The 26,037-nt window shown below is 65.2% G+C and carries 19 protein-coding genes; 9 read left to right on the top strand and 10 right to left on the bottom strand.

The genetic code is table 11. The features are described 5' to 3' along the window. The first annotated feature begins 2 nt into the window (after positions 1–2). Both HFP57_RS10320 and HFP57_RS10315 read left to right on the top strand, forming a co-directional pair. Positions 3–401, top strand: a complete 399-nt coding sequence (locus tag HFP57_RS10320) for a nuclear transport factor 2 family protein (RefSeq protein ID WP_176869690.1) — start codon at positions 3–5, stop codon at positions 399–401. A 22-nt stretch (positions 402–423) separates the two neighbouring features. Further along, a complete protein-coding gene (locus tag HFP57_RS10315) occupies positions 424–2,958 on the top strand; it encodes a TonB-dependent receptor (RefSeq protein ID WP_176869689.1) in 2,535 nt (844 codons plus the stop codon). Between the two features lie 156 nt (positions 2,959–3,114). On the opposite strand, the gene HFP57_RS10310 is transcribed toward HFP57_RS10315, so the two are convergent. From HFP57_RS10310 to glk, 4 genes are read right to left on the bottom strand one after another with little or no spacing between them, the layout of a single operon-like run. Continuing rightward, a complete protein-coding gene (locus tag HFP57_RS10310; RefSeq protein WP_176869688.1) occupies positions 3,115–4,266 on the bottom strand; it encodes an acyl-CoA dehydrogenase family protein in 1,152 nt (383 codons plus the stop codon). After that, positions 4,266–4,568 carry a GNAT family N-acetyltransferase gene (locus HFP57_RS10305; protein ID WP_176869687.1) on the bottom strand — a complete coding sequence of 101 codons (303 nt, stop codon included), beginning with the start codon at positions 4,566–4,568 and terminating at the stop codon, positions 4,266–4,268. The genes HFP57_RS10310 and HFP57_RS10305 overlap by 1 nt, the downstream gene beginning before the upstream one ends. An 11-nt stretch (positions 4,569–4,579) precedes the next feature. Continuing rightward, positions 4,580–7,255: a phosphoenolpyruvate carboxylase gene (ppc, locus tag HFP57_RS10300; RefSeq protein WP_176869686.1), complete on the bottom strand. Its 2,676-nt coding sequence runs from the start codon at positions 7,253–7,255 to the stop codon at positions 4,580–4,582. After that, positions 7,252–8,220 (bottom strand): glucokinase, encoded by a 969-nt coding sequence (glk, locus tag HFP57_RS10295; protein WP_176869685.1) that lies wholly within the window; start codon positions 8,218–8,220, stop codon positions 7,252–7,254. The genes ppc and glk overlap by 4 nt, the downstream gene beginning before the upstream one ends. 149 nt (positions 8,221–8,369) lie before the next feature. On the opposite strand from glk, the gene HFP57_RS10290 reads away from it, so the two are divergent. After that, a complete protein-coding gene (locus HFP57_RS10290) occupies positions 8,370–9,116 on the top strand; it encodes a Coq4 family protein (protein ID WP_176869684.1) in 747 nt (248 codons plus the stop codon). A 32-nt stretch (positions 9,117–9,148) separates the two neighbouring features. Beyond that, entirely contained in the window at positions 9,149–9,916 is a 768-nt protein-coding gene (locus HFP57_RS10285; RefSeq protein WP_176869683.1) for an SDR family NAD(P)-dependent oxidoreductase, read from the top strand. 130 nt (positions 9,917–10,046) lie between these two features. On the opposite strand, the gene HFP57_RS10280 is transcribed toward HFP57_RS10285, so the two are convergent. Next, a complete protein-coding gene (locus tag HFP57_RS10280; RefSeq protein ID WP_176869682.1) occupies positions 10,047–11,516 on the bottom strand; it encodes a sodium:solute symporter family transporter in 1,470 nt (489 codons plus the stop codon). Positions 11,517–11,634: 118 nt separating this feature from the next. On the opposite strand from HFP57_RS10280, the gene HFP57_RS18160 reads away from it, so the two are divergent. Beyond that, positions 11,635–13,740, top strand: coding sequence for an alpha-galactosidase (locus HFP57_RS18160; RefSeq protein WP_176869681.1), 2,106 nt, complete (start codon positions 11,635–11,637; stop codon positions 13,738–13,740). Beyond that, positions 13,737–15,695 (top strand): beta-galactosidase, encoded by a 1,959-nt coding sequence (locus tag HFP57_RS10270; RefSeq protein ID WP_176869680.1) that lies wholly within the window; start codon positions 13,737–13,739, stop codon positions 15,693–15,695. Before HFP57_RS18160 ends, HFP57_RS10270 begins: the two co-directional genes overlap by 4 nt. A gap of 11 nt (positions 15,696–15,706) precedes the next feature. On the opposite strand, the gene HFP57_RS10265 is transcribed toward HFP57_RS10270, so the two are convergent. Genes HFP57_RS10265 through HFP57_RS10255 form a run of 3 tightly spaced genes read right to left on the bottom strand, consistent with a single transcriptional unit; the run spans position 15,707 to position 18,250 of the window. After that, a complete protein-coding gene (locus HFP57_RS10265; protein ID WP_176869679.1) occupies positions 15,707–16,588 on the bottom strand; it encodes a VOC family protein in 882 nt (293 codons plus the stop codon). Beyond that, positions 16,585–17,487: an alpha/beta fold hydrolase gene (locus HFP57_RS10260; protein WP_176869678.1), complete on the bottom strand. Its 903-nt coding sequence runs from the start codon at positions 17,485–17,487 to the stop codon at positions 16,585–16,587. The genes HFP57_RS10265 and HFP57_RS10260 overlap by 4 nt, the downstream gene beginning before the upstream one ends. Then, a complete protein-coding gene (locus HFP57_RS10255) occupies positions 17,471–18,250 on the bottom strand; it encodes an SDR family NAD(P)-dependent oxidoreductase (RefSeq protein WP_176869677.1) in 780 nt (259 codons plus the stop codon). Before HFP57_RS10255 ends, HFP57_RS10260 begins: the two co-directional genes overlap by 17 nt. A 181-nt stretch (positions 18,251–18,431) precedes the next feature. On the opposite strand from HFP57_RS10255, the gene HFP57_RS10250 reads away from it, so the two are divergent. The 3 genes from HFP57_RS10250 (at position 18,432) to HFP57_RS10240 (ending at position 23,241) form a co-directional block, all read left to right on the top strand. After that, positions 18,432–19,052: a TetR/AcrR family transcriptional regulator gene (locus HFP57_RS10250; RefSeq protein ID WP_176869676.1), complete on the top strand. Its 621-nt coding sequence runs from the start codon at positions 18,432–18,434 to the stop codon at positions 19,050–19,052. A 160-nt stretch (positions 19,053–19,212) separates the two neighbouring features. Next, entirely contained in the window at positions 19,213–21,567 is a 2,355-nt protein-coding gene (locus HFP57_RS10245) for a TonB-dependent receptor (RefSeq protein ID WP_176869675.1), read from the top strand. 153 nt (positions 21,568–21,720) lie between these two features. Then, entirely contained in the window at positions 21,721–23,241 is a 1,521-nt protein-coding gene (locus tag HFP57_RS10240) for an MFS transporter (RefSeq protein ID WP_176869674.1), read from the top strand. Between the two features lie 9 nt (positions 23,242–23,250). Here the strand turns inward: HFP57_RS10240 and HFP57_RS10235 are convergent, their stop codons facing one another. Beyond that, on the bottom strand, positions 23,251–24,651 hold the full coding sequence (locus tag HFP57_RS10235; protein ID WP_176869673.1) for a serine hydrolase domain-containing protein: 1,401 nt from the start codon (positions 24,649–24,651) through the stop codon (positions 23,251–23,253). Positions 24,652–24,744: 93 nt separating this feature from the next. Beyond that, positions 24,745–25,980: an MFS transporter gene (locus HFP57_RS10230; protein WP_246263042.1), complete on the bottom strand. Its 1,236-nt coding sequence runs from the start codon at positions 25,978–25,980 to the stop codon at positions 24,745–24,747. Positions 25,981–26,037 lie beyond the last annotated feature (57 nt).

The following is a 26,037-nucleotide window of genomic DNA, read 5'->3' as shown; positions in this document are numbered from 1 at the left end:
CGATGCAATATCCAAGCACATTGAACCGCGACGAACTGATCGAACTCGCGACGAAAACCTATTTCGGCAATGTCGATCAGAAGAATATGGAAGCCACGCTCGACTGCTTCCACGATACCGCGCTGTTCACGATCCAGACCGATCACACGATCCATGAGGGCAAGGCCGGCATCCGGGAGATGTTCGAGACGTTTTTCGGCAGCTACGATACGATCGTCCACCAGGATTTCACCTGCACGGTCGATGAAAAGAACGGCCGGATCGCGGCCTCGTTCGAAGCCGTGCTGACCGACGAGAATGGCGAGGTCACCCGGCTCTACAACACCAATTTCTGGCGCGTCAGGGGCGACAAGTTCCAGGAAGTCTATGTTTACATGAGCGGGGCCAACGTCCTCGTCTGAAGGGAAAAACAGGGAGAAAATCATGTTCAACCGGATCGCACCGACGCTTCTCGCGGCCACGGCGGGGATGGCCATCGCGACCTCCGCCCAGGCCCAGACCACCGGGAATGGCGCGAGCGAGCAGCTCGATTCGGGCAACGCGCCGATCATCGTCACCGCGCGCCGGCAGGAGGAAACGCTCGCCGATGTCCCGGCATCGATCACGGTGTTCACCGGCGAACAGCTCGAAACCCAGAATATCCGCCGCGCCGAGGATTTCATCGGCCTGACGCCGGGCGTCACGATCGTGACCAACACGGCCGAGGCCGGCGACAGCCAGATCAACATTCGCGGCATCAACGGGACGCGCGACGCGGAAAGCTCGGTCGCGCTCGTCGTCGACGGCATCCTGCGCACCAATACGGCGGCGCTGAACCAGGATCAGGGCACGCTCCGCCAGGTCGAAATACTGAAAGGCCCGCAAGGCGCGCTTTATGGCCGCAATGCCGCGGCCGGCGCGATCGTCATCACGACCGTGCGCCCGTCTGACGTGCTCGAGGGCAGCGTGCGCGGCAGTTACGGCAGCGAGAATACCTGGGAGGCCAATGGCTATATCGCCGGGCCGCTGACCGACGGCATCGGCTTCGTCCTGTCGGGCGACTATCGCTCGACCGACGGCTTCTACGAGAATCTCTTCCTCAACAACCGCAATGTCGTCGACGACCAGGAAGTCTGGAACGTCAACGGCCGGCTATTGGCCGAACTCGGTCCCGATACCGAGCTCGATTTCAAGGTCCGCTACGGTGAGCTCCGGGGCGCGTCGATCAACTTCAACGCGGCCTTCCACCTGCCCAATTTCGCGGGCGCCAATCCGGCGTTCTTCGAAGATGTCGACGATCACGAGTTCCGCTACTACAGCAATATCCGGCCGACCAACTCGCAGGATACGCTCGAGGCGTCGATCAAGCTCGAGCATGATTTCGGCGACATACAGCTCACCGCCTGGGCGCTCTATTCGAACATCGACAACGCGCTGACGGCCGACGGCACGTCGGCCGATTTCGCGCGCTATATCTCGGCCGCGTTCGCGCTCCCGAACATCATCAGTGCGGATTCGACCGCTGCGTCCAATGCCTGTTTCGCGAGCACGGCCGCGCTGACCGGCTTCCCGGTCAACCAGCCGGGCTTTATCGGCCAGACGCCGATCCCCTTCATCTTCGCGCCGGCCACGGGCTCGACCTTCGGTCCCTATTCACCGACCACCTGCGACGGTACGCAATATCAGATCCGCAATCAGGAGGATATCAGCTTCGAGGTCCGGCTCTCATCCGATACGGGCCCGGTCAGCTGGCAGCTCGGCGCCTATTATCTCCATATCGACCGGCAGGTCGGTGTCAGTCTGGGCGCGGATCTCGGCCAGGGCATCATCGAGGAACTGTTCAACCCCGCCGGCAGCGCGAACCCGACCTCGCAGCTGTTCAGCGACGATTTCTCGACCGACGTGTTCGCCGCGTTCGGTTCTGTCGAAGCCGACGTTACCGACCGCCTGACGCTGGGCGCCGCCGTGCGCTACGACGTCGAGGACCGTAGCGTGCGGAACCTCGTGCCCAATGTGCTCGATCCGATCACCGGCGGCCCGATCAACCCGGGCCAGGCCTTCGGCCCGATCCAGCCGCAGGATGCGAGCTTCGACCAGATCCAGCCGCGGCTCAGCCTCAACTATGCGCTGACCGACGACATCAATTTCTACGCGACCTGGGGCATCGGCTTCAAATCGGGCGGCTTCAACAACCAGGGCTCGGCCGCGATCGTCGACCAGAATTTCAACCAGTTCCTCGGCACCAACATCCTGATAGAGGACCAGTTCGACCGCGAACGCTCGAGCGCGTTCGAGGTCGGCTTCCGCGGGTCGTCGGGTCCATGGACCTTCGATCTGGCCGGCTATTATACCGAGATCGACGACATGCAATTCTTCGAATTCTTCGTCGGGCCGTTCGGGCTGCTGCGCGTCGTCTCGAACATCGACGAGGTCGAGGTGATGGGAGTCGAGTTCAACACCAATGTCGAGATCCTGCCCGGCTGGGACGTGTTCGGCTCGTTCAACTGGACCGATTCGGAGATCAAGGCGAACAGTTCGCGGCCCGACACGGTCGGCAATGAATCGCCCTATACGCCCGATTACACGATCAATATCGGCAGCCAGATCGTCGCGCCGATCCATCGCGATTTCGACGTTCTCGTGCGCGGCGATTACCGGATCGTCGGTCCGACCTGGTTCCACACGGTGCAGGACCAGATCACGCCGACGCTGTTCTCCGGCCTGTTGCCGGGCTCGGCGCTCGGGCTTCCGGCATTCGTCGGCGATGCGGATAACAGCGCGACCCAGCGCAACAGCTATTCGGTGTTCGATTTCCGCGCGGGCTTCCAGAGCGATCGCTGGCGGCTGATGTTCTTCGCCGAGAACCTGTTCGACACGCGCTATCCGGCGGAAGTCATCCCGGCCATCGAGTTCGGCGGATCCTTCATCTCGCCGGGCCCGCGCCGCGTGATCGGCGTCGAAGCCGGGTTCAACTTTTAGGTCGGATAGCCTCAGATTGATACGTCATTGCGAGGGTAGAAGGCCCGCGGCAATCCAGAGCTGCAAACGCGTCGTTCGTGGCCCTGGATTGCTTTGCTATGCTCGTAATGACGTCTGCCTCGATCTCGCCGTAGAGAAGGCTTTGGCGACGGCAAGCTAATAGGAGCGCGGCAGGCCGAGCACATGTTCGGCAAGATAGGAGAGGATGAGGTTCGTCGAGACCGGCGCGACCTGGTAGAGCCGCGTCTCGCGGAACTTCCGCTCGATATCGTACTCGGCCGCGAAGCCGAAGCCGCCGAAGGTCTGGATGCAGGCCTCGCCCGCCGCCCAGCTCGCGTCGGCCGCGAGCATCTTCGCCATATTGGCCTCGGCGCCCGTATTCTCCCCGGCTTCGTAGCGGGCGAGCGCCTCCTTCACCATCAGCTCGGCGGCACGCATCTGCGCATAGGCCTTGGCGATCGGGAACTGAATGCCCTGGTTCTGGCCGATCGCGCGGCCGAAGACTTCGCGGTCCTTCGCATAATCCGTCGCCCGGTCGAGGAAGAATTTGGCGTCGCCGATGCATTCCGCTGCGATCAGGATGCGCTCGGCGTTCATGCCGGAGAGGATGTAGCGAAAGCCCTGGCCTTCCTCGCCGACAAGGTTTGCGGTGGGCACGCGCATATCGTCGAAGAAGATCTCGGTCGTCGAATGGTTCATCATCGTGTCGATCGGCTTGATCGTCAGCCCGTTGCCGAGCGCCTCGCGCATATCGACGACGAAGACCGACAGCCCCTCGGTGCGCTTGCTGACATCCGCGCGCGGCGTGGTGCGCGCGAGCAGCAGCATGAGGTCCGAATGTTCGGCGCGGCTCGTCCAGATCTTCTGGCCGTTGATGACGTAATCGTCGCCGTCCTTCTTCGCGACGGTCTTGAGCGAAAGCGTATCGGTGCCGCTGGTCGGTTCGGTCACGCCGAACGCCTGCAGTCGGAGCTCGCCGTTCGCGATCTTGGGCAGATACTCCTGTTTCTGCGCGTCCGAGCCGTGGCGGAGCAGCGTGCCCATGATGTACATCTGCGCGTGGCAGGCGCCGCCATTGCCGCCCCGATACTGGATTTCCTCGAGGATCGCCGCCGCGCCCGACAGCGGCAGCCCGGCGCCGCCATATTCTTCGGGGATCAGCGCCGCGAGATAGCCGCCCTCGGTCAGCGCATCGACGAATTCGCCCGGATAGGCGCGCTGCTTGTCCTTCTCGCGCCAATATTCGCCGGGAAAGCGCGCGCAGAGTTTCGCGACCTCGTCGCGAATGGCGGTGAAATCGTCCTGCATTAGCCTTGCACCACGTCCCGCCAGTCGGGACGGCGCTCGGCGATCGCCTTGAAGAACGGGCAGAGCGGGACGATCCTGAACCCCTTGGCCCGCGCATCGGCGACGACGCGCTCGGCCAGCGCCTTGCCCAGCCCCATGCCGCGCAGGCTGTCGGGGACGCCGGTATGGTCGACGATGACCAAGGTTTCGGAAGCGCGCGAGAAGGTCAGCTCGGCTTCCTCGGCCGCGCCGTCGATCCGCGCGACGTAGCGGCCTTTCGAGCCGCTATCCTGCAATTCTATCCCGACTTCGGTATCGGCCATCCCGGCATCTCCTATCCGCTGTTCCTGAGGGCTGTCGCTATGGCATTGATCGACAGCTGGATACCCTCGGCGATGCGGGGATCGCTCTCGCCGGCCCGGTGCCGCTTCAGCAATTCGATCTGCAGCAGGTTCAAGGGCTCGATATAGGGGAGGCGCAGCCGGATCGAGGTGTCGAGCTTGGGCGTCTCGTCGAGCAGGCGCGGCTGGCCGGTGATTTCGAGCAGCCCGTCATGCGTCGCCTGCCAGCTGTCGCGGATATCGCCGAACAACCGGTCGGCGAGGGCGCGATCGTCGACAAGCTCGGCGTAATTTTCGGCGATGCCCATGTCCGACTTGGCGAGCACCATCTCCATATTGCCGAGCGTCATTTTGAGGAACGGCCAGGTTTCCGCCATTTCGCGCAGCAACCCCTTGTCCTCGAACGTCGTCAAAGCCTGGCCGACGCCGTACCAGCCCGGCAGCATGACCCGCGCCTGGCTCCAGGAGAAGACCCAGGGAATGGCGCGCAGATCCTCGATCGCATCGGACGTTTTCCGGCTGGCGGGCCGCGATCCGATCTTGAGCGTGGCGATTTCGGAGATCGGGGTCATCTGGCGGAAGAATTGCGTGAAGCCCTCGCTCTCGTAGACCAGCGCGCGATAGGCGGCGAAGGCGCGCGCCGAGAGATCGTCCATCGCCGCGGAGAATCGCGCGCGGTCCGCCGGGCTCACCCGTTCCGGCTCGAGGGTCGCGAGCAGGCTCGCCGACACCATGGAATCGATGTTGGCGCGCGCGGCCTCGTGCGTCCCGTATTTGGCGGCGATGACCTCGCCCTGTTCGGTGATCCGGATACGCCCGTTGACGGTGCCGGCCGGCTGGCCGCGGATCGCCTCGAAGGCCGAGCCGCCGCCGCGCCCGACCGAACCGCCGCGGCCGTGGAAGAGCTGCATCGTCGCACCCGCTTCCTCGAACACCGGCGCGAGCGCCTCGCTGGCCCGGCTCAGCACCCAGCCCGAGGTCAGATAGCCGCCATCCTTGTTGGAATCCGAATAGCCGATCATCACTTCCTGATGGCCGCGCGCCGAGACCAGCGCGCCGATCTCGGGCAGCGCGAAATAAGCGCGCATGATGTCGGGCGCATGGTCGAGATCGCCGATCGTCTCGAACAGCGGCACGGCCATGATCGGTGCCTCCGGCGGATCGCCGGCGCGGTACAGCCCGGCTTCCTTCAAGAGGATATGGACCTCGAGCAGGTCGGAGACCGTTTCGGTCATCGAGACGATATAGTTGGCGATGCAGCCGCTGCCGTAGCGCCGATGCGCGTCGGCCGCCGCTTGTACGATGGCCAGCTCGCCCCGCGTTTCGTCCGAATAACCGCCCTTGGCTACGGTCAGCGGGCGCGGCGAAGCCAGTTCGCGGCGGAGCAGGGCGATCCGCGCTTCCTCGTCGAGCGCTTCATAATCGGTTTCGACCCCGGCTTCGCGCAGGAGTTCCGCGACCACCCGCGAATGCACGGCGCTGTTCTGCCGCATGTCGAGCGTCGCGAGATGGAAGCCGAAGGTGCGGACCGCGCGGATCAGCCGGCCGAGCGCGCCGCTCGAGGCGAGCGTCTCGCCGCCCGAATCGGCGAGTACCCGGGCGATGGTGCGCAGATCGTCCTGGAATTCCTGCGGTGTGCCATAGGGTTCGGCGGAAATCGAAGATCGGCGCGGCGGCGGGCTGCCGACGAGTGTTTCATGTGTGGCGGCGAGGCGCGCATAGAGACCGGCGATGGCGCGGCGATAGGGTTCGTCCTGCCGGCTCGGCGCGTCGTCCCCGCTCGCATCGGCGAGCGCGAGGACCGCGGGGTCGACGGTCGACAGGTCGCTGGAGATGGAAAGTTCCGCGCCCAGCGCGTGCAGCGCGTCGAGATAGCTGACGAGCACGGTCTCGGCGGACCGGCGCAGCGAGAGTTCCAGCGTGTCCGCAGTCACATAGGGATTGCCGTCGCGATCGCCGCCGATCCAGCTGCCGAGCCGGAAGAAGCTCGCCGGCCGTCCGCCGAGCGCCTCTTCCCAGCGATTGTAGAGCCCCGGCAGCAGCGGCAGGAATATCTCGCGCAGATAGGAGAGCGCATTCTCCACCTCGTCGGCGACGAACAGCCGCTCGCGCCTGAGCGGTCGGGTCTGCCAGAGCAGCGCGATCTGGCGGACCAGCGAGTCCTCGATGTTGTCGCCTTCCGGCGTTTCGGTCCGCCCGGCATCGCGCATCCGCATCAGTTCGGCGATCCGGTTGCGGTGGTCGATCATGCTCTTGCGCCGCACCTCGGTCGGATGGGCGGTGAGCACGGGCACCATCAGCGCCTCGTCGAGCATCGCGCGCACCGCGTCGCGCGAAACGCCATGCTCCTCGAGCCGGTCCAGCGCCGCGGCGACGTCGATATCATTGTCGGCCAAGAGCTCCTGCCTGTCCTCGGCGAGATTGGCGAGCATCGAAAACAGCATGAACCCGCGCACGAAATCGAGCGTCTCGTCGAGCGTCAGCGCGCCGAGGCCGGGATCGATCGCCTCGGATCCCGCGACCCCGCGATGGCGGTCGACCGAGGCGGCGCGGATATATTCGGTGCGCTGGAACAGCGTGTCGCCGCCATAGGCGCGGATAACGTCGCCGAGCAGTTTGCCCAGGAAACGGATATCGGCATTTTGCGAGATCGGCGGGGCCGTGTTCATTGTCCATGCTCCTTCGCAAAGGCTAGTGCTGCGCCATAGAGGCCGGGTTCGGGATGGGTGATCAGCTTCACCGGCAGCGACTCCATCAGCGACTGATACCGGCCCTTGGCGGCAAAGCGTTCAGCGAAACCCGATTGTGGCAGGATATCCGCGAGCCGTGCGCCGAGGCCGCCGGCGATCACCACCGGGCCGGGACCGTGCGCGAGCGCAATATCGCCGGCGACCGCGCCGAGGCACAGGCAGAAGCGGTCGAGCGCCGCGGCGGCGAGGCTGTCCGCGCCGTCGAGCGCGGCGGCCCACAAGGTACGGTCGTCATTAAGGGTCGGCGCGCGGTTCTCGATGTCGGCCAGCGTCTTGTAGATAGCCCGGAGCCCCGGTCCGGACACGATGCGCTCGACCGAGACCCGGCGGTGCTGCTTGCGCAGCCGGGCGAGAATCCGGTCCTCGATCGCGTCGAGCGGCGCGAAATCGCCATGCCCGCCTTCGGTTGCGAGGATATGGCTATGGTCGACCGCGCGCAGGATGAGCGCGACGCCGAGCCCGGTCCCCGGGCCGACGACCGTGATCGCGCCGGTTTCGGGCAGCGGGTCGGCGGGTCCGCAGATCGTGGCGAAATGGGCCGCGTCGAGCCCGTCGGCCGCATGGGCGGCGGCGGCGAAATCGTTGAGCAGGACGTGTCGGTCGAGGCCGAGTTCGGCGCCGAGCCCGTCCGGCCTGACGATCCAGTCGCTGTTGGTCAGCTTGATCGTATCGCCCGCGAGCGCCGCTGCGAGCGCGATTGCGGCAGCGGGCGGTAACGGCCGGCCGAGGCGATCGGCAAAGGCCTCCCAGGCCATGCGCAGGCTGGCATGATCGGCCGTCGGCAGCTTCACCGGCTCGCCGAGCGAAACGCGGGGGCCGTCCGCGATCTCGGCCAGCGAAAAACGGGCATGCGTGCCGCCGATGTCCGCCGCAACGATCTCCATGAACTCCCCTTATTGACGAATCATATAATAAACTGCACACTTGGCTGCAACACGGATCGGCGCACTGACGGGCGCAGCGCGGCAATCGGCACACGGTGCCCGCATTCGCCGATGACGACAAGACCCGTGCGGCAGGGGAGAGGAACACGATGATCGAGGCGATAGACCGGGATTTCGGCGAGAAATTCCTGACCAGCATCGACGATTTCTACGCCTATGGCACGGACCAGCTGTTCAACGAATGGTGGGCGACTGCGCCCAAGGACGCCGTCGACAAATATGTCGCGGCGATCGAGAACCATCCCGAACAGGCGGCGCTCGCCCAGGAACAATGGTTCGCCGAACCGCTCGACCTGAAGGAGCTCGAGCAGTGCGGGCCCGGAACGCTCGGCGCTGCCTATCGCGAATTCATGGTCTCCAACGATCTGCTCGAGCGGCTGGCGCTCGGCTATCGCGAGCTGCACGAGCAGTTCGCGGCCGAGGGCAAGCTCGACGCGATGCCACCCCTGATGCAGTACAAGGTGCTGCGCGGTTTCCAGACGCACGACCTGCATCATGTGCTGACCGGCTATCCGCCGACGCCGTTCGGCGAGCTCGCGCTGCAGGGCTTCCAGCTCGCGCAGATGAACTATCCCTATTCGGCGATGATCATCGCTACGGTGACCGCGCATATGACCCTGATCGATCCCTGGATGATCAACCCGGCGATGGACGCGATCACGGACGGCTGGGCCTATGGCCGCCAGGCGCGCAGTATCCAGTTCGTCAAGTTCGAGTCCATGCTGGACCGGCCGCTCGAGGATGTCCGGCGCGACTACGGGTTGCTGCGCGAAAGCCGGCCGCTGCCCGAACGCGAACATGCGAACATTCCCGAACTGACGAAAACCGCCGCCTGAACGAACGGGGCAATACAAACGGAGCAATTGAGATGGACCTTGGATTGAAGGGCGCACGCGCGCTGGTGACGGGGGGCAGCCGCGGGATCGGTGCCGCGATATGCCGGGCTTTGGCGGGTGAAGGCGCGGCCATCGCGACCTGCGCGCGCGGGGAGGATGGGCTGAACGCGGTGCTCGACGGCTATCGCGCGCTCGGTGTCGAGGCCCATGGCGAAGCGTTCGACGTGCGCGAGCCGGAGGCGCTTGAGGGCTGGGTCGCGCGATCGGCGGAGAAACTGGGCGGGATCGATATCGTCGTCAGCAACGTCTCGACGCGTATCGATCCGGCAAGCGCCGACTGGTGGCCCGATACGTTCGAGACCGATCTGATGCAGCATGTGCGGCTGAAGACGCTCGCCGTTCCGCATCTCGAACGCGGCAACGACGCCGCGATGGTCTTCATCGCCTCGATCGCCTCGGTGATGACGACGCTGCCGCCCCATGAAGAGGCCTATGGCGCGATGAAGGCGGGACTCGTCAATTTGGTCGGCCAATGGGCGGTGATGCTCGCGCCCAAGGCTATCCGCGTCAACGCGATCTCTCCGGGGCCGGTCGATTTCGAAGGCGGCTGGTGGGACCAGGTCAAAAAGGCCCAGCCGGAGATGTATCAGCGCGCCGCGGGCCTTGCCGCGCTCGGCCGTCTGGGCGCGCCGGAGGAGATCGCGGACGCGGCGGCCTTCCTCGCCAGTCCGAAATCGTCTTTCACGACCGGCGCCAATCTCCGGATCGACGGCGGGCTCGTGAAGACACCCAATTTTTAGGTATCGCATATCCGTCATTGCGAGCGCAGCGAAGCAATCCAGAGCAACAGGCGATGTGCTTGCCGCCCTGGATTGCCGCGTCGCCCCGAAGCAAGTTCGGGCCTCCTCGCAATGACAATCCGTCTTGGGCCTATGCGGGTTGCCGACGCCAGCCGGCGAAAGTCGCGCGCTGCCCGAAAATGATGCGATTGACGATCAGGGCGGCGAGCACCGAGGTGACGAGCACGACCACCATGAAGTCGATATAGTGCATCGTGATCAGGCCCGCGGGCTCGAGAGTGAAGGTATAGGCGGCATAGAGCAGCACGCCCCAGATCACGCCGGCGATCGCCGCGCGCGCCTCGACGCCCTTGAACAGCAGTCCCGCGACGAAGGCCGAGAGGATCGGCATCGAAAGCAGCCCGTTCAGCTGTTGCAGCAGATTGATGATGCTTTCGGCGTTCCGGTAGATCGGCACCAGCGAAATGGCGACGACCGTCAGCAGGATCGACACGACCGCGCCGAGCTTCCAGTGATTGGGCACTTCGCCGATAAACTGTTCATGGAAATCCACCGAATAGAGCGCGACCGTGCTGTTGAGCACCGCGCTGAACGTCGTGATGACGGCGGCGGCGACCATCGCGGCGAAGGCGCCGGCGAGCCAGCCCGGGAGGATTTCCGCGACCAGCCGGCCATAGGCCGCGTCGCCGACATCGCCGAAGAGTTTATAGGCCACGACGCCGGGCAGCACGACGATCGGCGGGACGATCAGGATGCGGATCGCGGCCGCCGCGAGCACGCCCTTGCGCGCCTCGCGCACCGTCGGGGCCGCCATGGCGCGCTGGGTGATATTCTGGTTGGTCGACCAGTAGAAGATCTGGATGAAGAGCATGCCGGTGAACAGGGTGTGGAAGGGGATCGGCGAATCCGCCGCGCCGATCATCGTCAGCCGTTCGGCCGGCACGCCGGTAACGATGTCGAAATCCACCGCCGCGAGCGCGAGAAAGACGATCAGCAGCGCAAGCCCGAGCACGCCGACCCCCGAATAGGTGTCCATGACGGCGACCGCGCGCAGCCCGCCGAAGATCGTATAGGCCGCCGCGATGATCGCGAGGATCGCCGAAAAGGCGAGGATCGGCAGCCCGCCGCCGAACAGCGATTGCATGAACAGTCCGCCGCTATAAAGCGCGGCCGGCAGGTAGATCAGCACATTGCCGAACAGGAACAGCGCCGAGATCAGCGTGCGGATGCTGCGTCCGCCATAGCGCCGCTCGAGCAGCTCGGTGACCGTCGTGCATTGGTGGCGATAGTAGAGCGGCACGAAAATGAAGGCGAGGATCATGAGGCCGAAAAAGCCAGCAATCTCCCACCAGGCGAGGAGCAGCATCTGGTTGCCGTTCATGCCGACCAGCTGGTCGGTCGAGAGGTTGGTGAGTGTGATCGAGCCCGCGACGAATATCCAGCTGAGGCCGCCGCCCGCCAGATAGACGTCCTTCTTCGATCCATCGTGCCGTTTCGCCTGGCGGACCTTGGCCCAGGTCGCAACGCCGACCAGCGCGGTCAGCGCGACGCATACGAGAATCTGGACGGTATCGAACGCCCCCGCGGTTTCGCCGAACATGTTTCCCCTCTTCCCGAGGCGTGCGTAGCGGCTCGGATCGGAAAGGCCAATGCAGGGTGCCGGGCGGGCGTGGCCGTTGACGGGAGGCCCGGGTCTCCGCATTCCGGACGGCGTGACAATGGCTGAGCGATATTGGCGGCTGGACGGAGAGGATGTGTGTGCGGTGTTTACCCGCACCTCCGGCGCGCCCGGCCTCATCTATCTGGGCGCGCCGCTCGACCCGGCTGAGGACCTTGACGCGATCGCGACCGCTTCGGCCCGGGGACGGCACGAGTCCCAGGCGGATGCACCGCCACCGCTCTCGCTCCTGCCGGTCGGCGGCACGGGTTTTCTCGGAACGCCGGCGCTGGAAATCCTTGCAGACGGCCGTGGCGTTACGCTCGACCCGGTGCTCACCGACATCCGGCAGGACGCGGGCGAGATCGCGTTTACGCTCAAGGATGCGCGCACCGGGGCGGAGATAGAGCTGACATGGTGTCGGGCGTCGGCGGGAATATTGGTTGCCAGCGCCAGCCTGCGCAATGGCGGCGATATGCCGCTCACCGTGGCGCGGCTTGCCTCGCTGGCATTGCCGCTCCCGGGCTGGGTGTCGCATGTCACGCGCTATTCGGGCCGATGGGCGGGGGAGATGCGGAGCGAAACGCTCCCGATACCCAGGGCCGCGCTTGCCCACGATTCACGCGGCGGACGACCGGGTTTCGGTGGCGGCAACTGGCTGCTCGCGCATGAGGCGGATGCGGGCATGGAGCATGGACGCATTCTCGGCTTGCATCTCGCCTGGTCGGGCGATCATGCCAGTTTGGTCGAGGGCGATGCCGATGGGCGGGGCCGCGTCCTGTTGGGGTGCCGACTCGATATCGGGGAGATCGTCCTCGCGCCCGGCGAGAGCTTCGACGTGCCGGAGGTCCATATCGGCTTCAGCGATCGCGGCCGGAACGGACTGCGCCACGCAATGACCGGCCATGTCCGGCACGCCGTCCTGCCGGGCCGCGCCGATTGGCCACCGCGCCGCGTCCATCTGAACAGCTGGGAAGCGCTGGGTTTCGATATGGACGAAGCGAAGCTCATGCGGCTTGCGGACGATGCGGCGGCGATCGGGATCGAGCGGTTCGTGGTCGACGATGGCTGGTTCGGCAGCCGCCGCGACGATCGCACGAGCCTCGGCGACTGGACCGTATCGCCGGACCTGTTCCCCGACGGCCTCGATCCGCTGATCGCCCATGTCGAAAAACTCGGCATGGATTTCGGCCTCTGGGTCGAGCCCGAAATGGTCAGCCCGGACAGCGATCTCTATCGCGCCCATCCGGACTGGTGCATTCATAAGCCCGGCGCCGACCGCCCGACACAGCGCGGCCAGCTGGTCCTCGATCTGATGCGGGCCGAGGTCGCCGATCACGTCCTCTGCGCGCTCGACGCCCTGCTCTCGGCGCACAGAATCGCCTATCTCAAATGGGACCATAATCGCGACCTCTTCCCGCGAACGCTCAAGGGCCATGCGCAGACGCTCGCGCTTTATGCGCTGATCGACCGGTTGCGGGCCGTGCATCCGGCGGTCGAGATCGAAAGCTGTGCGAGCGGCGGTGGGCGGATCGACTATGCGATGCTGTCCCGCTGCCATCGGGTCTGGGCGAGCGACAATAATGACCCTATCGAGCGGTTGCGGATCAATACAGGCTGGGGTCCGTTCCTGCCGCTCGAGGTGACCGGCAATCATGTCGGGCCGAGTCCCAACCCGGTTACCGGGCGGCGGACCGAGATGGATTTCCGCGCCAAGGTGGCGATGTTCGGCCATATGGGGGTCGAGGCCGATCCGGCAGCGATGACGGAAGAGGAGCGCGCCAGTCTCGCCGCGCATCTGGCGCTCTACAAGGCGTGGCGCGGCGTGCTGCATGGCGGCGATTCCTACGCGCTCGATTTGCGCGAGCCTGGCCTGTTCGGGCAGATCGCTGTGGACGGGGAGAAAGCGCTGGCGATCGTGGCGCGGACCGATTTCGCTGCCGACTTCAACGCGGAGCGGGTGCGGCTTTGCGGTCTCGATCCGGCGGCGATCTACCGGGTGCGCCTCATCGAGCCCTGGCCGCCCAAGGCGCGCCATTACTTGCCCGACCGCGACCGCTGGCGCGACGGCCTTTTGCTGAGCGGCGCCTATCTCGCGCGCGAGGGACTGGCGTTGCCGCTCGTCCATCCGGAAACCGCCTGGCTGATCGGGATCGAGAAACAATGAGCGAAACAACCAAGCTCCAACTGGGCGTCTGCTATTATCCCGAACACTGGCCGGAGGATCTCTGGGGCGAGGATGCGCGACGCATGGCGGAGCTTGGCATCGACCGGGTGCGGATCGGCGAATTCGCCTGGAGCCGGATCGAGCCCGAACCGGGGCGCTATGACTGGAACTGGCTCGACCGGGCGATCGCGACGCTGGCCGGGGAGGGGCTCGGCATCATCCTCGGCACACCGACCGCCACCCCGCCCAAATGGCTTGTCGACCGGATGCCGGACATGCTCGCGCTCGACGTCGAGGACCGGCCGCGCGGATTCGGTTCGCGCCGCCATTATTGTTTCTCGCATGAAGGTTACCGTGCCGAATGCGCCCGGATCGTTGCCGCCTTGGCCGAGCGCTACGGCGAAAACCCTGCCATCGCCGCATGGCAGACGGATAACGAATATGGCTGCCATAATACGACGCTCAGCTATTCGGGAAGCGCGGCGGCCGCGTTCCGGCTCTGGCTGGCCGAGAAATATGGCGATGTGGACGCGCTGAACCGCGCCTGGGGCACCGTCTTCTGGAGCCAGGACTATCGCAGCTTCGACGCGGTCAACCTGCCCAACCTGACGGTCACCGAGCCCAATCCGGCGCATGTCCTCGATTTCCGCCGCTTCTCCTCGGACCAAGTGGCGAGCTTCAACCGGCTGCAGGCCGATATTCTGCGCGAACATTCGCCCGGCCGCGATATCGTCCATAATTTCATGGGCTTCTACACCGAGTTCGATCACCACGCCGTCGGGCGCGATCTCGATGTCGCGACATGGGACAGCTATCCGCTCGGTTTTCTCGAACAGTTTCCGTTTTTCCCCGAAGAGGAGAAACAGCGCTACGCCCGGCAGGGCCATCCCGATGTCGCCGCCTTTCATCACGATCTCTATCGCGGCTGTTCCGGCGGCCGCTGGTGGGTGATGGAGCAGCAGCCGGGCCCGGTGAACTGGGCGCGGTTCAATCCGGCGCCGCTCCCCGGCATGGTGCGGCTCTGGAACCTGGAGGCGTTGGCGCACGGCGCCGAGCTCGTTTCCTATTTCCGCTGGCGGCAGGCGCCCTTCGCGCAGGAGCAGATGCACAGCGGGTTGCTCCGCCCCGACAGCAGCGAGGACGTCGCATTCGCCGAAACCATAATGGTCGCGGAAGAGACGCGCGCACTGCCCGGGCCCGATGCCGGACGGCGCGCTCCGGTCGCGCTGCTCTTCTCCTATGAGGCGCAATGGCTGTTCGACACCCAGCCCCAGGGCCGGAGCTTTCGCTATATCGAGCTGGCATTCGCCCTCTATTCGGCGCTGCGCCGGCTCGGTCTCGATATCGATATCGTCGCGCCGGATGCCGATCTGTCGGGCTATCGGATGGCAGTCGCGCCGAGCCTGCCGATCCTTCGGGCCGCTATTATCGACACGCTCGCCGCCTTTGACGGCCCGCTGCTGATCGGGCCGCGCAGCGGCAGCAAGACCGCGGATTTCCAGATCCCGGCCGAACTGCCGCCCGGTCCGCTGCAATCGCTCTTGCCGCTCAAGGTCGTGCGCGTCGAAAGCCTGCGCGACGGCCTGGTGGAGGAAGGCGGGGATTTTTCAATCGCGCGCTGGATCGAGCATGTCGAGACGGATCTCGATGCCGAATTCTCGGCCGGCGGGCGCGGTATCGTCTTGCAGCAGGACTTGCGGCGCTATCTGGCCGGCTGGCCCGACGATCGCCTGCTCGCGAGCGTGCTCGGCCGGATGGCGGCGGAAGCCGGGCTCGAAACGCTGGCGCTGCCCGCCGATCTGCGTGTGCGGCGGCACGGCGATCATGTCTTCGCCTTCAACCATGGGCCCGATACGATCGCGCTGGCCGACCATGTGCCGGATGCGGGCGCGGACGGCTTCCTGATCGGATCGGCCGAGCTGCCGCCGGCGGGCGTCGCGGTCTGGCGCGGCTAGCGCCCGGTCCGTCAGGCGGCCGCGAGCCGGCGTTTCACGATATCGGGATCGGCGAGCCGGTCGAGCGCCAGCGGCGCCTCGGCATCGACGATCTCGACCAGCGCCACGCGGTTGCCGTCCGGATCGCGCGTCCATGCGGTGCGCTGCCCGCCGACGGGATCGCCTTCGGCGACGGCGATGCCCGCTGCGTCGAGCCGCGCGATCTCCGCGTCGAGGTCTTCGCAGCAAAAGCCGATATGGCGGTAACCGGCCGCGCCGGCGTCGGTCGGCGATGCCGGCCCGGTCGGCGGGTGATGATATTGCCACATTTCGAGCTGGATGCTCGATGTCCGGATCCAGGCCGCGCTGACATCGACATCGGGCATTCCGGTGACGTTGGAAAAGAGCGGATTGTCGAACCGGCCTGTGCGGTGCGGGTCACAGCCTATGAAACGGGCATAGAAATCCGATAGCCGGGCGATATCGGGCGTCACGATCGCAACATGGGCGAACCAGATCGGGGTCTGCGGTTCGGCATTGGGCACGCCTTCCACCTCGACCAGAGTCGCGTCGCGATCGCGGCCATAGGCATAGATCGCGCCGGTGCCGAGCGCGACCGGCTTGTCGTTGAACCGCATCCCGCCATCCGCGAGACTCTGCCACAGACCCTCGCCGTCGCCCGATTGCACGCAGAAATGGCCGATCCCCGGATAGCACACCTGCCGGTCCCGGTCCGGCTGGGAGCCCGGGTTCGCCGGATGCAGCGCGACATAGAAATTGGCTCCGGCGAGCCACCGACAGCCGGGATCGGTTTCGTCGGGCCTGATGTCCACGTCGATGGCATCGCGGTAGAATCGGCCGGTTTCCGCAGGGTCCGGCGCGTTGATCGCGACATGGTGGAGCCGTATCGTCATGGTGTGGCAAACTCCCTGATATGCGCCGCCAGCGCGGCGGCTTCTTCATGGATGATTGCATGACCCGCGTCCGGAAAGCGGACGATGCGGCGATCGGGCACGAGCGGATCGAGCCCTTCCAGCAGGACCGGCAGGAACACTCGGTCGGCCATGCCCCACAGGATCAGGGTCGGTATCGTGACCATGAGATCGCCGCGCGCCGCCCAGTCGGGCACGGCCGCATCGTCGCTCGCGGGCAACTCGAACGGCGCCGCGCGGTACCAGTTCAGCATCGCCTCCATCGCGCCGGGACGCGACCATGCAGCGAGATATTCGGCGCGATCGGCGTCGTCGAACACCGGATTTGCGGCGAACATCCGGTCCCACAGGCCTTCCGGGCCATCGGTCAGCAATCGGGCGGCCGCCTCGGGATGGCGCAGCCGATCGATATAGGCTGAGGCCGCGCGCTGGGCTGGGTTGTCGATCAGCCTGCGCTGGAACAGGGCGGGATGCGGTGCATTGGCGATGACGAGAGACGCGAGTTTTTCACCGAACGCTGCGGCGTACCGCCAGGCGAGAGCGCCGCCCCAGTCATGCCCGGCAAGGATCGGCTTGCGCCCGCCACAGGCGTCGACCAGTGCGTCGACATCGCAGATCAGCGCATCGATGCGATAGGCCTCGGTCTCTTCAGGGCGGCCGGATTCGCCATAGCCGCGCAGATCGGACAGCATGCAGTGAAATTCGCCGGCGAGATGGCGGGCGACCTTGCGCCAGGCGCCGCGATGTTCGGGAAAGCCGTGCAGGAAGAGGATCGGGGCATCGGCCGGATCGCCGAGCGTTTCGACCGCTAGCTCGACGCCGCCGTTCCGGATCCGGAACGGGCCCGTGTCCGCGCCGAGGGGGTCAGCGCGCCGTTGCACCGCCATCCACCGGAACGATCGCGCCGTTCACGAAGCTTGCTTCAGGCCCGACCAGGAAGGCGATGACATTGGCGACTTCCTCCGGCTCGCCATAGCGGCCCATCGGCAATCCGCTGCGGAAATTCTCGGCAAAGGCTTCCGGATTGTCGGGCATCCGCGTGCGGGCGAGCTCGTCGATCATGTCCGTCTGGATCGGCGCGGGGCACACGGCATTGATGCGCACGCCGCTCATCGCATTTTCCGTCGCCGCGGCCTGGGTCAGGCCGATCACCGCGTGCTTGCTGGCGGCATAGCCGGAGATGTTCGCACCGCCCCGCATGCCCGCGATGGACGAGATGTTGACGGCGCTGCCGCGCGCTTCGATCAGCGCGGGCAGGCAATATTTGAGGCCGAGGAAAACCCCGCGCACATTGATCGCCATGATCTCGTCGAACATCTCGTCGGGATAATCGGCGAGCAGGCCGAGATAGCCCGATATGCCGGCATTGTTGACCAGGATGTCGAGCTTCCCGCCGAGCCCGGCGATCCGCTCGAGCGCTGCGTTCCAGGTCTCCGTATCGGCGACATTGCCTTTCACCGAATGCACCATCCGTCCGCTCGCCTCGATTTTTTCGGCCAGACCGTCATGGTCTCCGCGTGCCAGATCGAGCGCGATGATGTCCGCGCCGTCGCGGGCGAGACGCTGCGCGACGGCGAGGCCGATGCCCTGGGTCGCGCCGGTGATCAGCGCGACCTGGCCCTTCAGCGGCTCCGGATTGGTCATGGTATCGAGCGCCCCCTTGCGATGTCTTTCGCCTGTCGCCTATAGTTTATTATATAAATAGTCAATTGTGGCACGGAGTGACGATCCGGCGTGAATATCCGGTATGATGGGGGGAGGCCGATGACGGGCTTCGGCGAACAATGTTATTGGAATCGGCGCGGTCCATGGTAGATGCGCGGTCATGACCGACAGTGCGGCATCCGCCAAAACCGCGCCCCGGCGACGGCGCCGCATGGCCCCGGAGGACCGGCGCGAACTGATTCTCGACGCGGCCGCCCGGATCGTCGTCGAAGAGGGCGTGTCCGCGGCCAATATGGACCGGGTCGCACGCGAGGCCGAAGTCTCAAAGCCGCTCGTCTATAATTATTTCGACAATCGCGCGAACCTGCTCGGCACCCTGCTGGTCCGCGAATATCCGGCGTTTCAGGGCACGCCGGTGCGGCGTCGCGCGAACGAATCCTTCGAGGATATCATCCGGCGCACGACGCTCGATTTCATCGACCGGTTTCTGGCCAAGGGCATCCTGATCCAGCGCCTGCTCAACGAACCCTCGGTCGCGGCGGACGTTCTCAAGAAGCAGGCGAAGGGCCGCGAGGCCACGGTCAAATTCTTCGGTGAGCTCATGGAAGAAGAGTTCGACGTGCCCAGTGGCACCGGCGGGCTCACCGCGGAACTGTGCATGGGCATCACGCGGTCCGCCGCCCAGATGCTGCTGCGCGACGAGAGCGATCATGATCGAATCGTCGACATGACGGTGCAGATGATCGTCGGCGCGGCCGAAAAACTCGGCCGGTCCGGCTAGGGCCGGAGCTGCGGGACCGGCCCTTACGCCTCATATATCAACGGAAATGCCCCGTCCGTCCCTGGGATGGACGCAACCCTTATTGACCTTTTGTATAAGAGTATTGACTAAATTTATAATTAGTGCGATCTCCCAAAAAAAGAAATCAGGGGAGGACATAATGACAGACGGGTTTCGCACATCCTTGTTCCGGTTCGCATCGGTCGCCGCGCTCGCATATGCGGGGTCGGGCGGGGCCGTTTACGCTCAGACGGAAACGGCCGCGGCCAATACGGACGACAATGTCATCATCGTCACCGCGCAGTTGCGCGAAGAGGATATCCAGGACGTTCCGATCGCGATTACCGCGCTGACGTCCGACGATCTCGCCGCCGCGCGGATCGAGGATTCGCTGGATCTTCAGTTCAACGCGCCGAACGTCATCCTGTCGGCCAACCGCAACCTCACGATCCGCGGCGTCGGCTCGCAATCCTTCGGCGGCTCGAACGACACCAATATCGGCATTCTGATCAACGGCGTCTTCCTGCAGCAGGGCAGCACGTTCGGCGAGTTTTTCGACATGGAACGGATCGAGGTGCTGCGCGGGCCGCAGGGCACATTGTTCGGCCGCAACACGACGGGCGGCGCGATCAACTTCGTCAGCCGCCGCCCGACCGACGAGTTCGAAGGCTATGTCAGCCTGCAGCTCGAATCCTTCGAGGGCATCCGGGCCGAGGGCGCGCTCAACATTCCCATCGCCGATGGCATTTCGCAGCGTTTCGCCGCCCACTATCTGAAGCGCGACGGCTATACCGACAATCTGTTCGACGGCGGCCAGATCGACGGGCGCGACCAGTATACGTTCCGTTCGAGCACCCGGTTCGAACCGACCGATACGACGACGGTCGACCTGATCCTCACCTATTTCGAGGAGGACAGTAACCGGGCCAATGCGGTCAAGACGCTCTGTACGCCCGATCCGGCGCTGGGCTGCTCGCCCAATTCCGTGTCGACCCAGTTCCCGACCGCCAATTTCCCGATCAGCAACGCGCTGCTGCCGGGTATCGTGCGCGCGGGAACGTTCAACGCGAACCCGACCGATCTGCGCACGGTGAATATCGACATCCTGCCCGAGCAGCATGTCGAGGATTTTCTCGTGACGTTCGAGATCAACCAGGAAATCGGCGCGGTGACGCTGACCTCGGTCACCGGCTATCGGGACGGCAGCAACGAATCGGTCCGCGATTTCGACCAGGGCACGCGGCCCAACGCTTTCAATCCCGGCGATTTCGCCACGCCTTTCGGTCCGCTGACGGTGCCCGACAACGGGCAGGGCAACGGCGTCCTCACCTATTTGCTGGGCCCGGGCAACCAGATCAGCTCGACCGACTGGCGCTCGGCGCAATATGCGGCGGGCTTCCGCGAACAGTTCAGCCAGGAACTGCGCCTCGCGACGGATCTCGACGGGCCGCTCAACTTCCTCGTCGGCGGCTATTATCTGCACGCGACGGGCGGCGGCTTCGTCGACACCTATCTGCCGGCCAACCGGACGTTCGGTTTCATCGCCAGCGGTAATACGACCGACTCGGTGGTCGATTCCTATGCGGTGTTCGGCGAGGTCTATGTCGACATCACCGACACGCTGAGCATCCTCGGCGGGCTGCGCTACACGCAGGACGACAAGGAGATCACGACGGCCAGCGGCAGCTTCGTGCTGCCGCCGCCCTTCAACGGGGAGGCGTCGTTCGATGCCGTCACCGGCCGCGCGGCGATCGAGTGGAACCCGACCGACGAGGTCAATCTCTACGCGTCCTTCTCGCGCGGCTTCAAATCCGGCGGCTTCAATCCCGGCAACGCCGTCAACCCGACTTTCGATTCGGAGTTCATCAACTCGTTCGAAGTCGGCGCGAAGACCGACCTCTTCGATAACACGCTGACACTCAATGCCGCGCTTTTCCGCTACGATTACAGCAACCTGATCGTCGGCAATATCGTCGGCACCCTGGCGACCAACGTCAATATCCCGTCCTCGCGGGTGCAGGGTTTCGAGCTCGAAACGGTCTGGACGCCGGTCCCCGAACTGCGTTTCGAGGCGGCGCTCGGGCTGCTCGATACGGAAATCCGCAGCGACTTCCTGTCGTCCGATCCGTCGCGCGGCGGCGCCTTCTTCCAGATCCAGGACAATGAGCTGCCCAACGCACCCTCGCGGACCTTGAAGCTCGCCGGCGAATATACGATCGACGCGGGCGGCGGATGGACGGTCCGCCCGCGTATCGACTTCTATTCGCAATCCGGCTTCTTCTCGCGCGAATTCAACGTGCCGGCGGACCGCGTCGATGGCTGGGAGCAGTTCGACGCCTCGATCCAGATCGCCCATGAGGACCGGGAATGGGATCTGACGCTGTTCGTCAAGAATCTGTTCGATCAGGACAGCATCACCTTCCTCGAAACCAACTCCAACCTGGTCGGCAGTTTCCGCAGCGCGTTCCTGCTAGATCCCCGGGTCTTCGGCGCGAGTTTGCGGGTAGGGTTCTAGCCGGATGGGCCATTTCGGCCGGCCGGCACCGGACAATCGAACGAGCGACCGCGTTCGTCTCTCTCCACCCATGGAGGTTCGCGGGCGTCACACTGGCGGAGGAAAGCGCAAGGCGCTTTCCTCCGGCTTCTTTTCCCCTATCCCGGCCGGATCATGACGGCCGCGCGCGATATCCTCCCGTTCCGCACCAAAGTCTTTTTCGGTGTCGGGGCGATCGGCGAGATCTTCTATCTCGGCATGTTCAACACATTTATCGGGATCTACTACAATCAGGCGATCGGCCTTTCGAACTCGCTGATCGGCATCGCGATCATGCTCGCCCTGCTCGTCGACGCGGTGTCCGATCCGGTGATGGGCGTCGTTTCGGACCGCTGGCGCTCGCGCCTCGGGCGGCGCCATCCGTTTCTCTTCGTCGCGCCCGTGCCGCTGGCGATTGCGCTCTATCTGATCTTCAACCCTCCGGCGGCCTGGACCGCGGCCGGGGCAGAGGGGGCGGTCCAGACATTGCTGTTTGCGTGGCTCGTCTTCTTCACGGTGATCAGCAGGCTCGCAATCACGCTCTATATCGTGCCGCATCTCGCGCTCGGCGGCGAACTCACGCGCGACCACAACGAACGCTCGCGCCTGTTCAGCATCAACGCGATCTTCGGCTATGCGATGGGCGCGCTGTTCGCCTTTTCGGCCTGGGGCTATTTCCTTGCGGGTACCACGATCAACGCCGAGGGGATGGAGATTCCCCGCCATCTCGATCCGGATGCCTATATGCCGCTCGTGCTCACCGCGTGCGGCTTTCTGCTCGGCGCGATCTGGCTCAGCGCGATCGGTACGCTCAACCAGGTGTCGCGGCTGAGCCAGCCGGATCCCGACCAGCCGCGATTTTCGCTTCCGATCTTCTACCGGAGCATATTGGGCGCGCTGAAGAACCGGAATTACGCCTTCCTGATCGGCGGCGTCTTCTTCTTCATGATCGCGACCGGGCTCTACGAGACCTTCACCGTATTCGTGAATACCTATTTCTGGGAGCTGGTACCCGAGGATATTCGCTGGTTCGGGCTGTTCGCCGCGCCGGGCGCCGTGGCGGGGGCGCTCGCATCGCCGGTGCTGATGCGCCGTTTCGACCGGCGGCCGGTGCTGGTCGGCGCGCTCCTGCTGATGGTCGTCGCGTCCCAGCTGCCGGTCGATCTGCGTCTTTTGGGGCTCATGCCGTCCAACGATTCCCTGATATTGCTGCCGCTGCTCATCGGCAATTTCTGCGTGCTGACCTTTTCGATCAGCCTCGCCGCGGTCGCGATCCTGTCGATGCTCGGCGACGTGATCGACCAGAACGAAGTCGCAACCGGCGAACGGCAGGAGGGGCTGTTCTATTCGGCGCGCGCGCTGGTCGGAAAGGCGGCCGTCTCGCTCGGCCATCTGGTCGCCGGCGTCATGCTCGATATCGTCGTCGTCCTACCCTTCGACGCGGTGCCGGGAGAGCTCGACGCCGATATCGTTTTCCGGCTGGGTGTGGTCGCGGGGCCGATCATGGGCTTCGTCGCTTTGGTCTCCGTCCTCTTCTACGCGCGCTACGATCTGACGCGGAAGAAGCACGACGCGTTCATCGCCGAGCTCGACGCCCGCAAGACGCGAGCGGATGCGGCGGAACCCGTCCCGGGTGGCGATCCTGCGATTGCCTAGCTCTCCGCGTCAATTGACCGGTTCGATCTCGGGCGCATAGAGGATCCGCAGCGCTTCGAGCCAATAGCTTTTCACGTCGCCGCCAAAGACCTGCGTCATCATCACGCCGGACGTTCCACCATGTGGATCGATCCAGAAATTGGTCGACGCCGCGCCGCCCCAGAAATAGCCGCATTGCGGGAAAACGGGCACCGTCTCGGTCGGATCGAGCCGCACCGCAAAGCCGTAACCGAAGCCGAGCCCGGCGAGATTGGCGGCGCCGGACCGCGCCTCGGGCGCGAGCTGGTCGGCATGCATGGCGGCGGCAAGATCGGCGGGCAACAGGGTCCCGCCCGGATAGCGGCCATTCTGCCGCATCGCGGCGGTGAAGCGCAGATAGTCCCTCGTCGTGCCGACCAGCCCGGCCCCGCCATATTCGATCAGCGGTTCGCCCAGATAGAAACTCGTTTCGGCGTCGTCGGCGATGGTCAGCTGCGCCGGACCGAGCCGGTCGATCGGGACGCTCGACACCACGGCGCGGGTTTCCGCCGGAAACTGGGGCGGCGCGATATAGGCGGCGGAGAGGCGTCCGATATCCTCGGGCGTGACCTGAAAAGCGGTCGAGTCCATGCCGAGCGGATGGAGGATTTGCCGCTCGAGAATATCCGACAGCGGCTCGCCGGTCGCCACCTCGATCACGCGGCCCAATATGTCGGTGGCGTTGCCATAGGTGAAGGCCGTGCCCGGCTGGTTGAGCAGCGGGACGGCGGCGACGCGCCGCGCGAGTTCGGCGAGCGAGGTGACGGGATCGCTGCCGTCGGTCGGCGGCTGGTCGACGCCGGGCCCCGCCGGAATGCCGCGCGCGGCGTAGACCGGGCCGGCCGCATTGGCCTGGCCCGTCCGGTAGGTGAGGCCCGCGCCATGCATCAGCAGATCGCGCACCGTGATCGGGCGGTCGAGCGGAACCGGGTCTCCACCGTCTGCCGCCATTACCTGTGAGTCGGCGAATTCCGGGATGAAATCGGCCACCGGATCGTCGAGCGACAGGCGGCCTTCGGCGACGAGCTGCATCGCCGCGAGCGACGTCACTGGCTTCGTCATCGAATAGAGGCGGAACAGCGTATCCTCGGCCATCGGCTGGCCATGCTCGGCATCGGCCATGCCATAGGCAAAGGAGAAGACGGGCTCGTCCGCGCGCTCGATCATCATGACGACGCCCGGCGCGATGCTCGTATCGACCATCGCGCGGAGAGTCGTTTCGAGCCGTTCGAGCCGTGCGGGATCGAGAAACGGGCCGACGACCTCGCCGGTAATCCGGCAGTTTTCGGCCGGGCCGGCCGTCTCCGCGACCGCCACTTGCGCCCCGCCGAGCGCGCAGAGCGCAATTCCCATCGCCAATCCGAGCCGCGCCTTCGCCATCGACCTTGCCATCCTCATCCTTCCATTATTATATATTTCGTCAATAATAGAGGGAATCCCGAAATGGTCAATCAGCGAGGCAGAAATGCCTGCCGATCTCGGCGATCAGGCCGCGTCTCCATAGGGCCTCAGGACCGGCACGAGGATGTGGATGGCGAGCAGGGCGAGCAGATAGGCGCTCGCGCTCATCGCGAACATCGGCCAGTAGCCGAGCCCGGTATCGAGCGCCCAGCCGGTGAACAGGATGATCCCCATGCCGGAGAGGTTGCCGGCGATCGCGCCCGCGGCGATCACGCTGGCGACGCGGTTCGTGGGCACGATATCGGCGGTCATGCCGAAGATGTTGGTCGAAAAGCCCTGATGCGCGAACAGCGCGAGGCCGATGATCAGCGCGGCGATCCAGGGGCTGCCCGCGAACAGTGCGAGCGGCAGCGGCAGGATCACCAGCGCATAGACGAACATCGAGAGCTTGCGCGCCCGGTTGACGCTCATCCCGCGCGCGAGCAGCAGCGGGAAGATGCCGCCGCTCGAGAGCGCGCCGAGCGCGGCGAGGGTGAAGATGATCGCCACCGGATAGCCGAGGCTCGCCTGGCCCATCCCATACTCGCGATTGAAGAAATCGGGCATCCAGAACAGCACGAACCACCAGACCTGGTCGGTCAGCGCCTTGGCCGCCATCACCGCCCAGCTTTTCCGATCGCGGAACAGGGCGCCCCAGTCGGCCCGCTGCCGCTCGGCCGGCTCGGCCTGGATGGGCTCGAGATTGCGCGTTCCGCCGATCCAGAAGACCAGCCAGACGAAGCCGAGCGCGCCGGTTGCGATAAAGGCCATCTTCCAGCCGAAGGCGAGGGCGATCGGCGGGATCAGCAGCGGGGTGAGGATCGCGCCGATATTGGGCGCGGTGTTGATGATGCCGATCGCGAGCGAGCGTTCGCGGAGCGGCATATATTGCGCGGCCGCCTTGATCGCTGCCGGGGTGTTCACCGCTTCGGCCGCGGCGAGCGTTATCCGCGCGACGACGAATTGCTGGACGGTGGTCGCGAGCGCATGGCCGATCCCGGCGAGGCTCCAGATCGCGACCGCCAGCCCATAGGCGAATTTCACGCCGAACCGGTCGACGAACCAGCCGACGCCGAACAGCGCGACGGCCGAGGCGAGCTGGAAGGCCGATCCGAGATAGCCGAACTCGCTCTCGGTCCAGCCGAATTCGGCCTGGAGCGTAGGTTTCAGCAGCGCGAGGACCTGCCGGTCGACATAGTTGAGCGCGGTGGCGCAGAAGATGAGGGCGATCAGGAAACGGCGCAGCCGGACCCCGTTCCGCTCCAATGCAACGCTCGCCAATGGCGCCCCCTCTCGATCGACGGGGCGATATGGAGGCGTTCTTGCGCGCCCCGCTTC

It is taken from the genome of Parasphingopyxis algicola, assembly GCF_013378075.1.
Taxonomy (GTDB): domain Bacteria; phylum Pseudomonadota; class Alphaproteobacteria; order Sphingomonadales; family Sphingomonadaceae; genus Parasphingopyxis; species Parasphingopyxis algicola.
This window is presented reverse-complemented; position numbering and strand designations above follow the sequence as displayed.

Bases quoted from the DNA above. Each gene is read 5' to 3' on its own strand.
- HFP57_RS10320 (WP_176869690.1), top strand. From the start codon at position 3: ATGCAATATCCAAGCACATTGAACCGCGACGAACTGATCGAACTCGCG.
- HFP57_RS10270 (WP_176869680.1), top strand. From the start codon at position 13,737: ATGAGCGAAACAACCAAGCTCCAACTGGGCGTCTGCTATTATCCCGAA.
- HFP57_RS10315 (WP_176869689.1), top strand. From the start codon at position 424: ATGTTCAACCGGATCGCACCGACGCTTCTCGCGGCCACGGCGGGGATG.
- HFP57_RS10240 (WP_176869674.1), top strand. From the start codon at position 21,721: ATGACGGCCGCGCGCGATATCCTCCCGTTCCGCACCAAAGTCTTTTTC.
- HFP57_RS10280 (WP_176869682.1), bottom strand. From the start codon at position 11,516: ATGTTCGGCGAAACCGCGGGGGCGTTCGATACCGTCCAGATTCTCGTA.
- HFP57_RS18160 (WP_176869681.1), top strand. From the start codon at position 11,635: ATGGCTGAGCGATATTGGCGGCTGGACGGAGAGGATGTGTGTGCGGTG.
- HFP57_RS10290 (WP_176869684.1), top strand. From the start codon at position 8,370: ATGATCGAGGCGATAGACCGGGATTTCGGCGAGAAATTCCTGACCAGC.
- HFP57_RS10305 (WP_176869687.1), bottom strand. From the start codon at position 4,568: ATGGCCGATACCGAAGTCGGGATAGAATTGCAGGATAGCGGCTCGAAA.
- HFP57_RS10235 (WP_176869673.1), bottom strand. From the start codon at position 24,651: ATGGCAAGGTCGATGGCGAAGGCGCGGCTCGGATTGGCGATGGGAATT.
- HFP57_RS10255 (WP_176869677.1), bottom strand. From the start codon at position 18,250: ATGACCAATCCGGAGCCGCTGAAGGGCCAGGTCGCGCTGATCACCGGC.
- HFP57_RS10250 (WP_176869676.1), top strand. From the start codon at position 18,432: ATGACCGACAGTGCGGCATCCGCCAAAACCGCGCCCCGGCGACGGCGC.
- glk (WP_176869685.1), bottom strand. From the start codon at position 8,220: ATGGAGATCGTTGCGGCGGACATCGGCGGCACGCATGCCCGTTTTTCG.
- HFP57_RS10285 (WP_176869683.1), top strand. From the start codon at position 9,149: ATGGACCTTGGATTGAAGGGCGCACGCGCGCTGGTGACGGGGGGCAGC.
- HFP57_RS10265 (WP_176869679.1), bottom strand. From the start codon at position 16,588: ATGACGATACGGCTCCACCATGTCGCGATCAACGCGCCGGACCCTGCG.
- ppc (WP_176869686.1), bottom strand. From the start codon at position 7,255: ATGAACACGGCCCCGCCGATCTCGCAAAATGCCGATATCCGTTTCCTG.
- HFP57_RS10310 (WP_176869688.1), bottom strand. From the start codon at position 4,266: ATGCAGGACGATTTCACCGCCATTCGCGACGAGGTCGCGAAACTCTGC.
- HFP57_RS10245 (WP_176869675.1), top strand. From the start codon at position 19,213: ATGACAGACGGGTTTCGCACATCCTTGTTCCGGTTCGCATCGGTCGCC.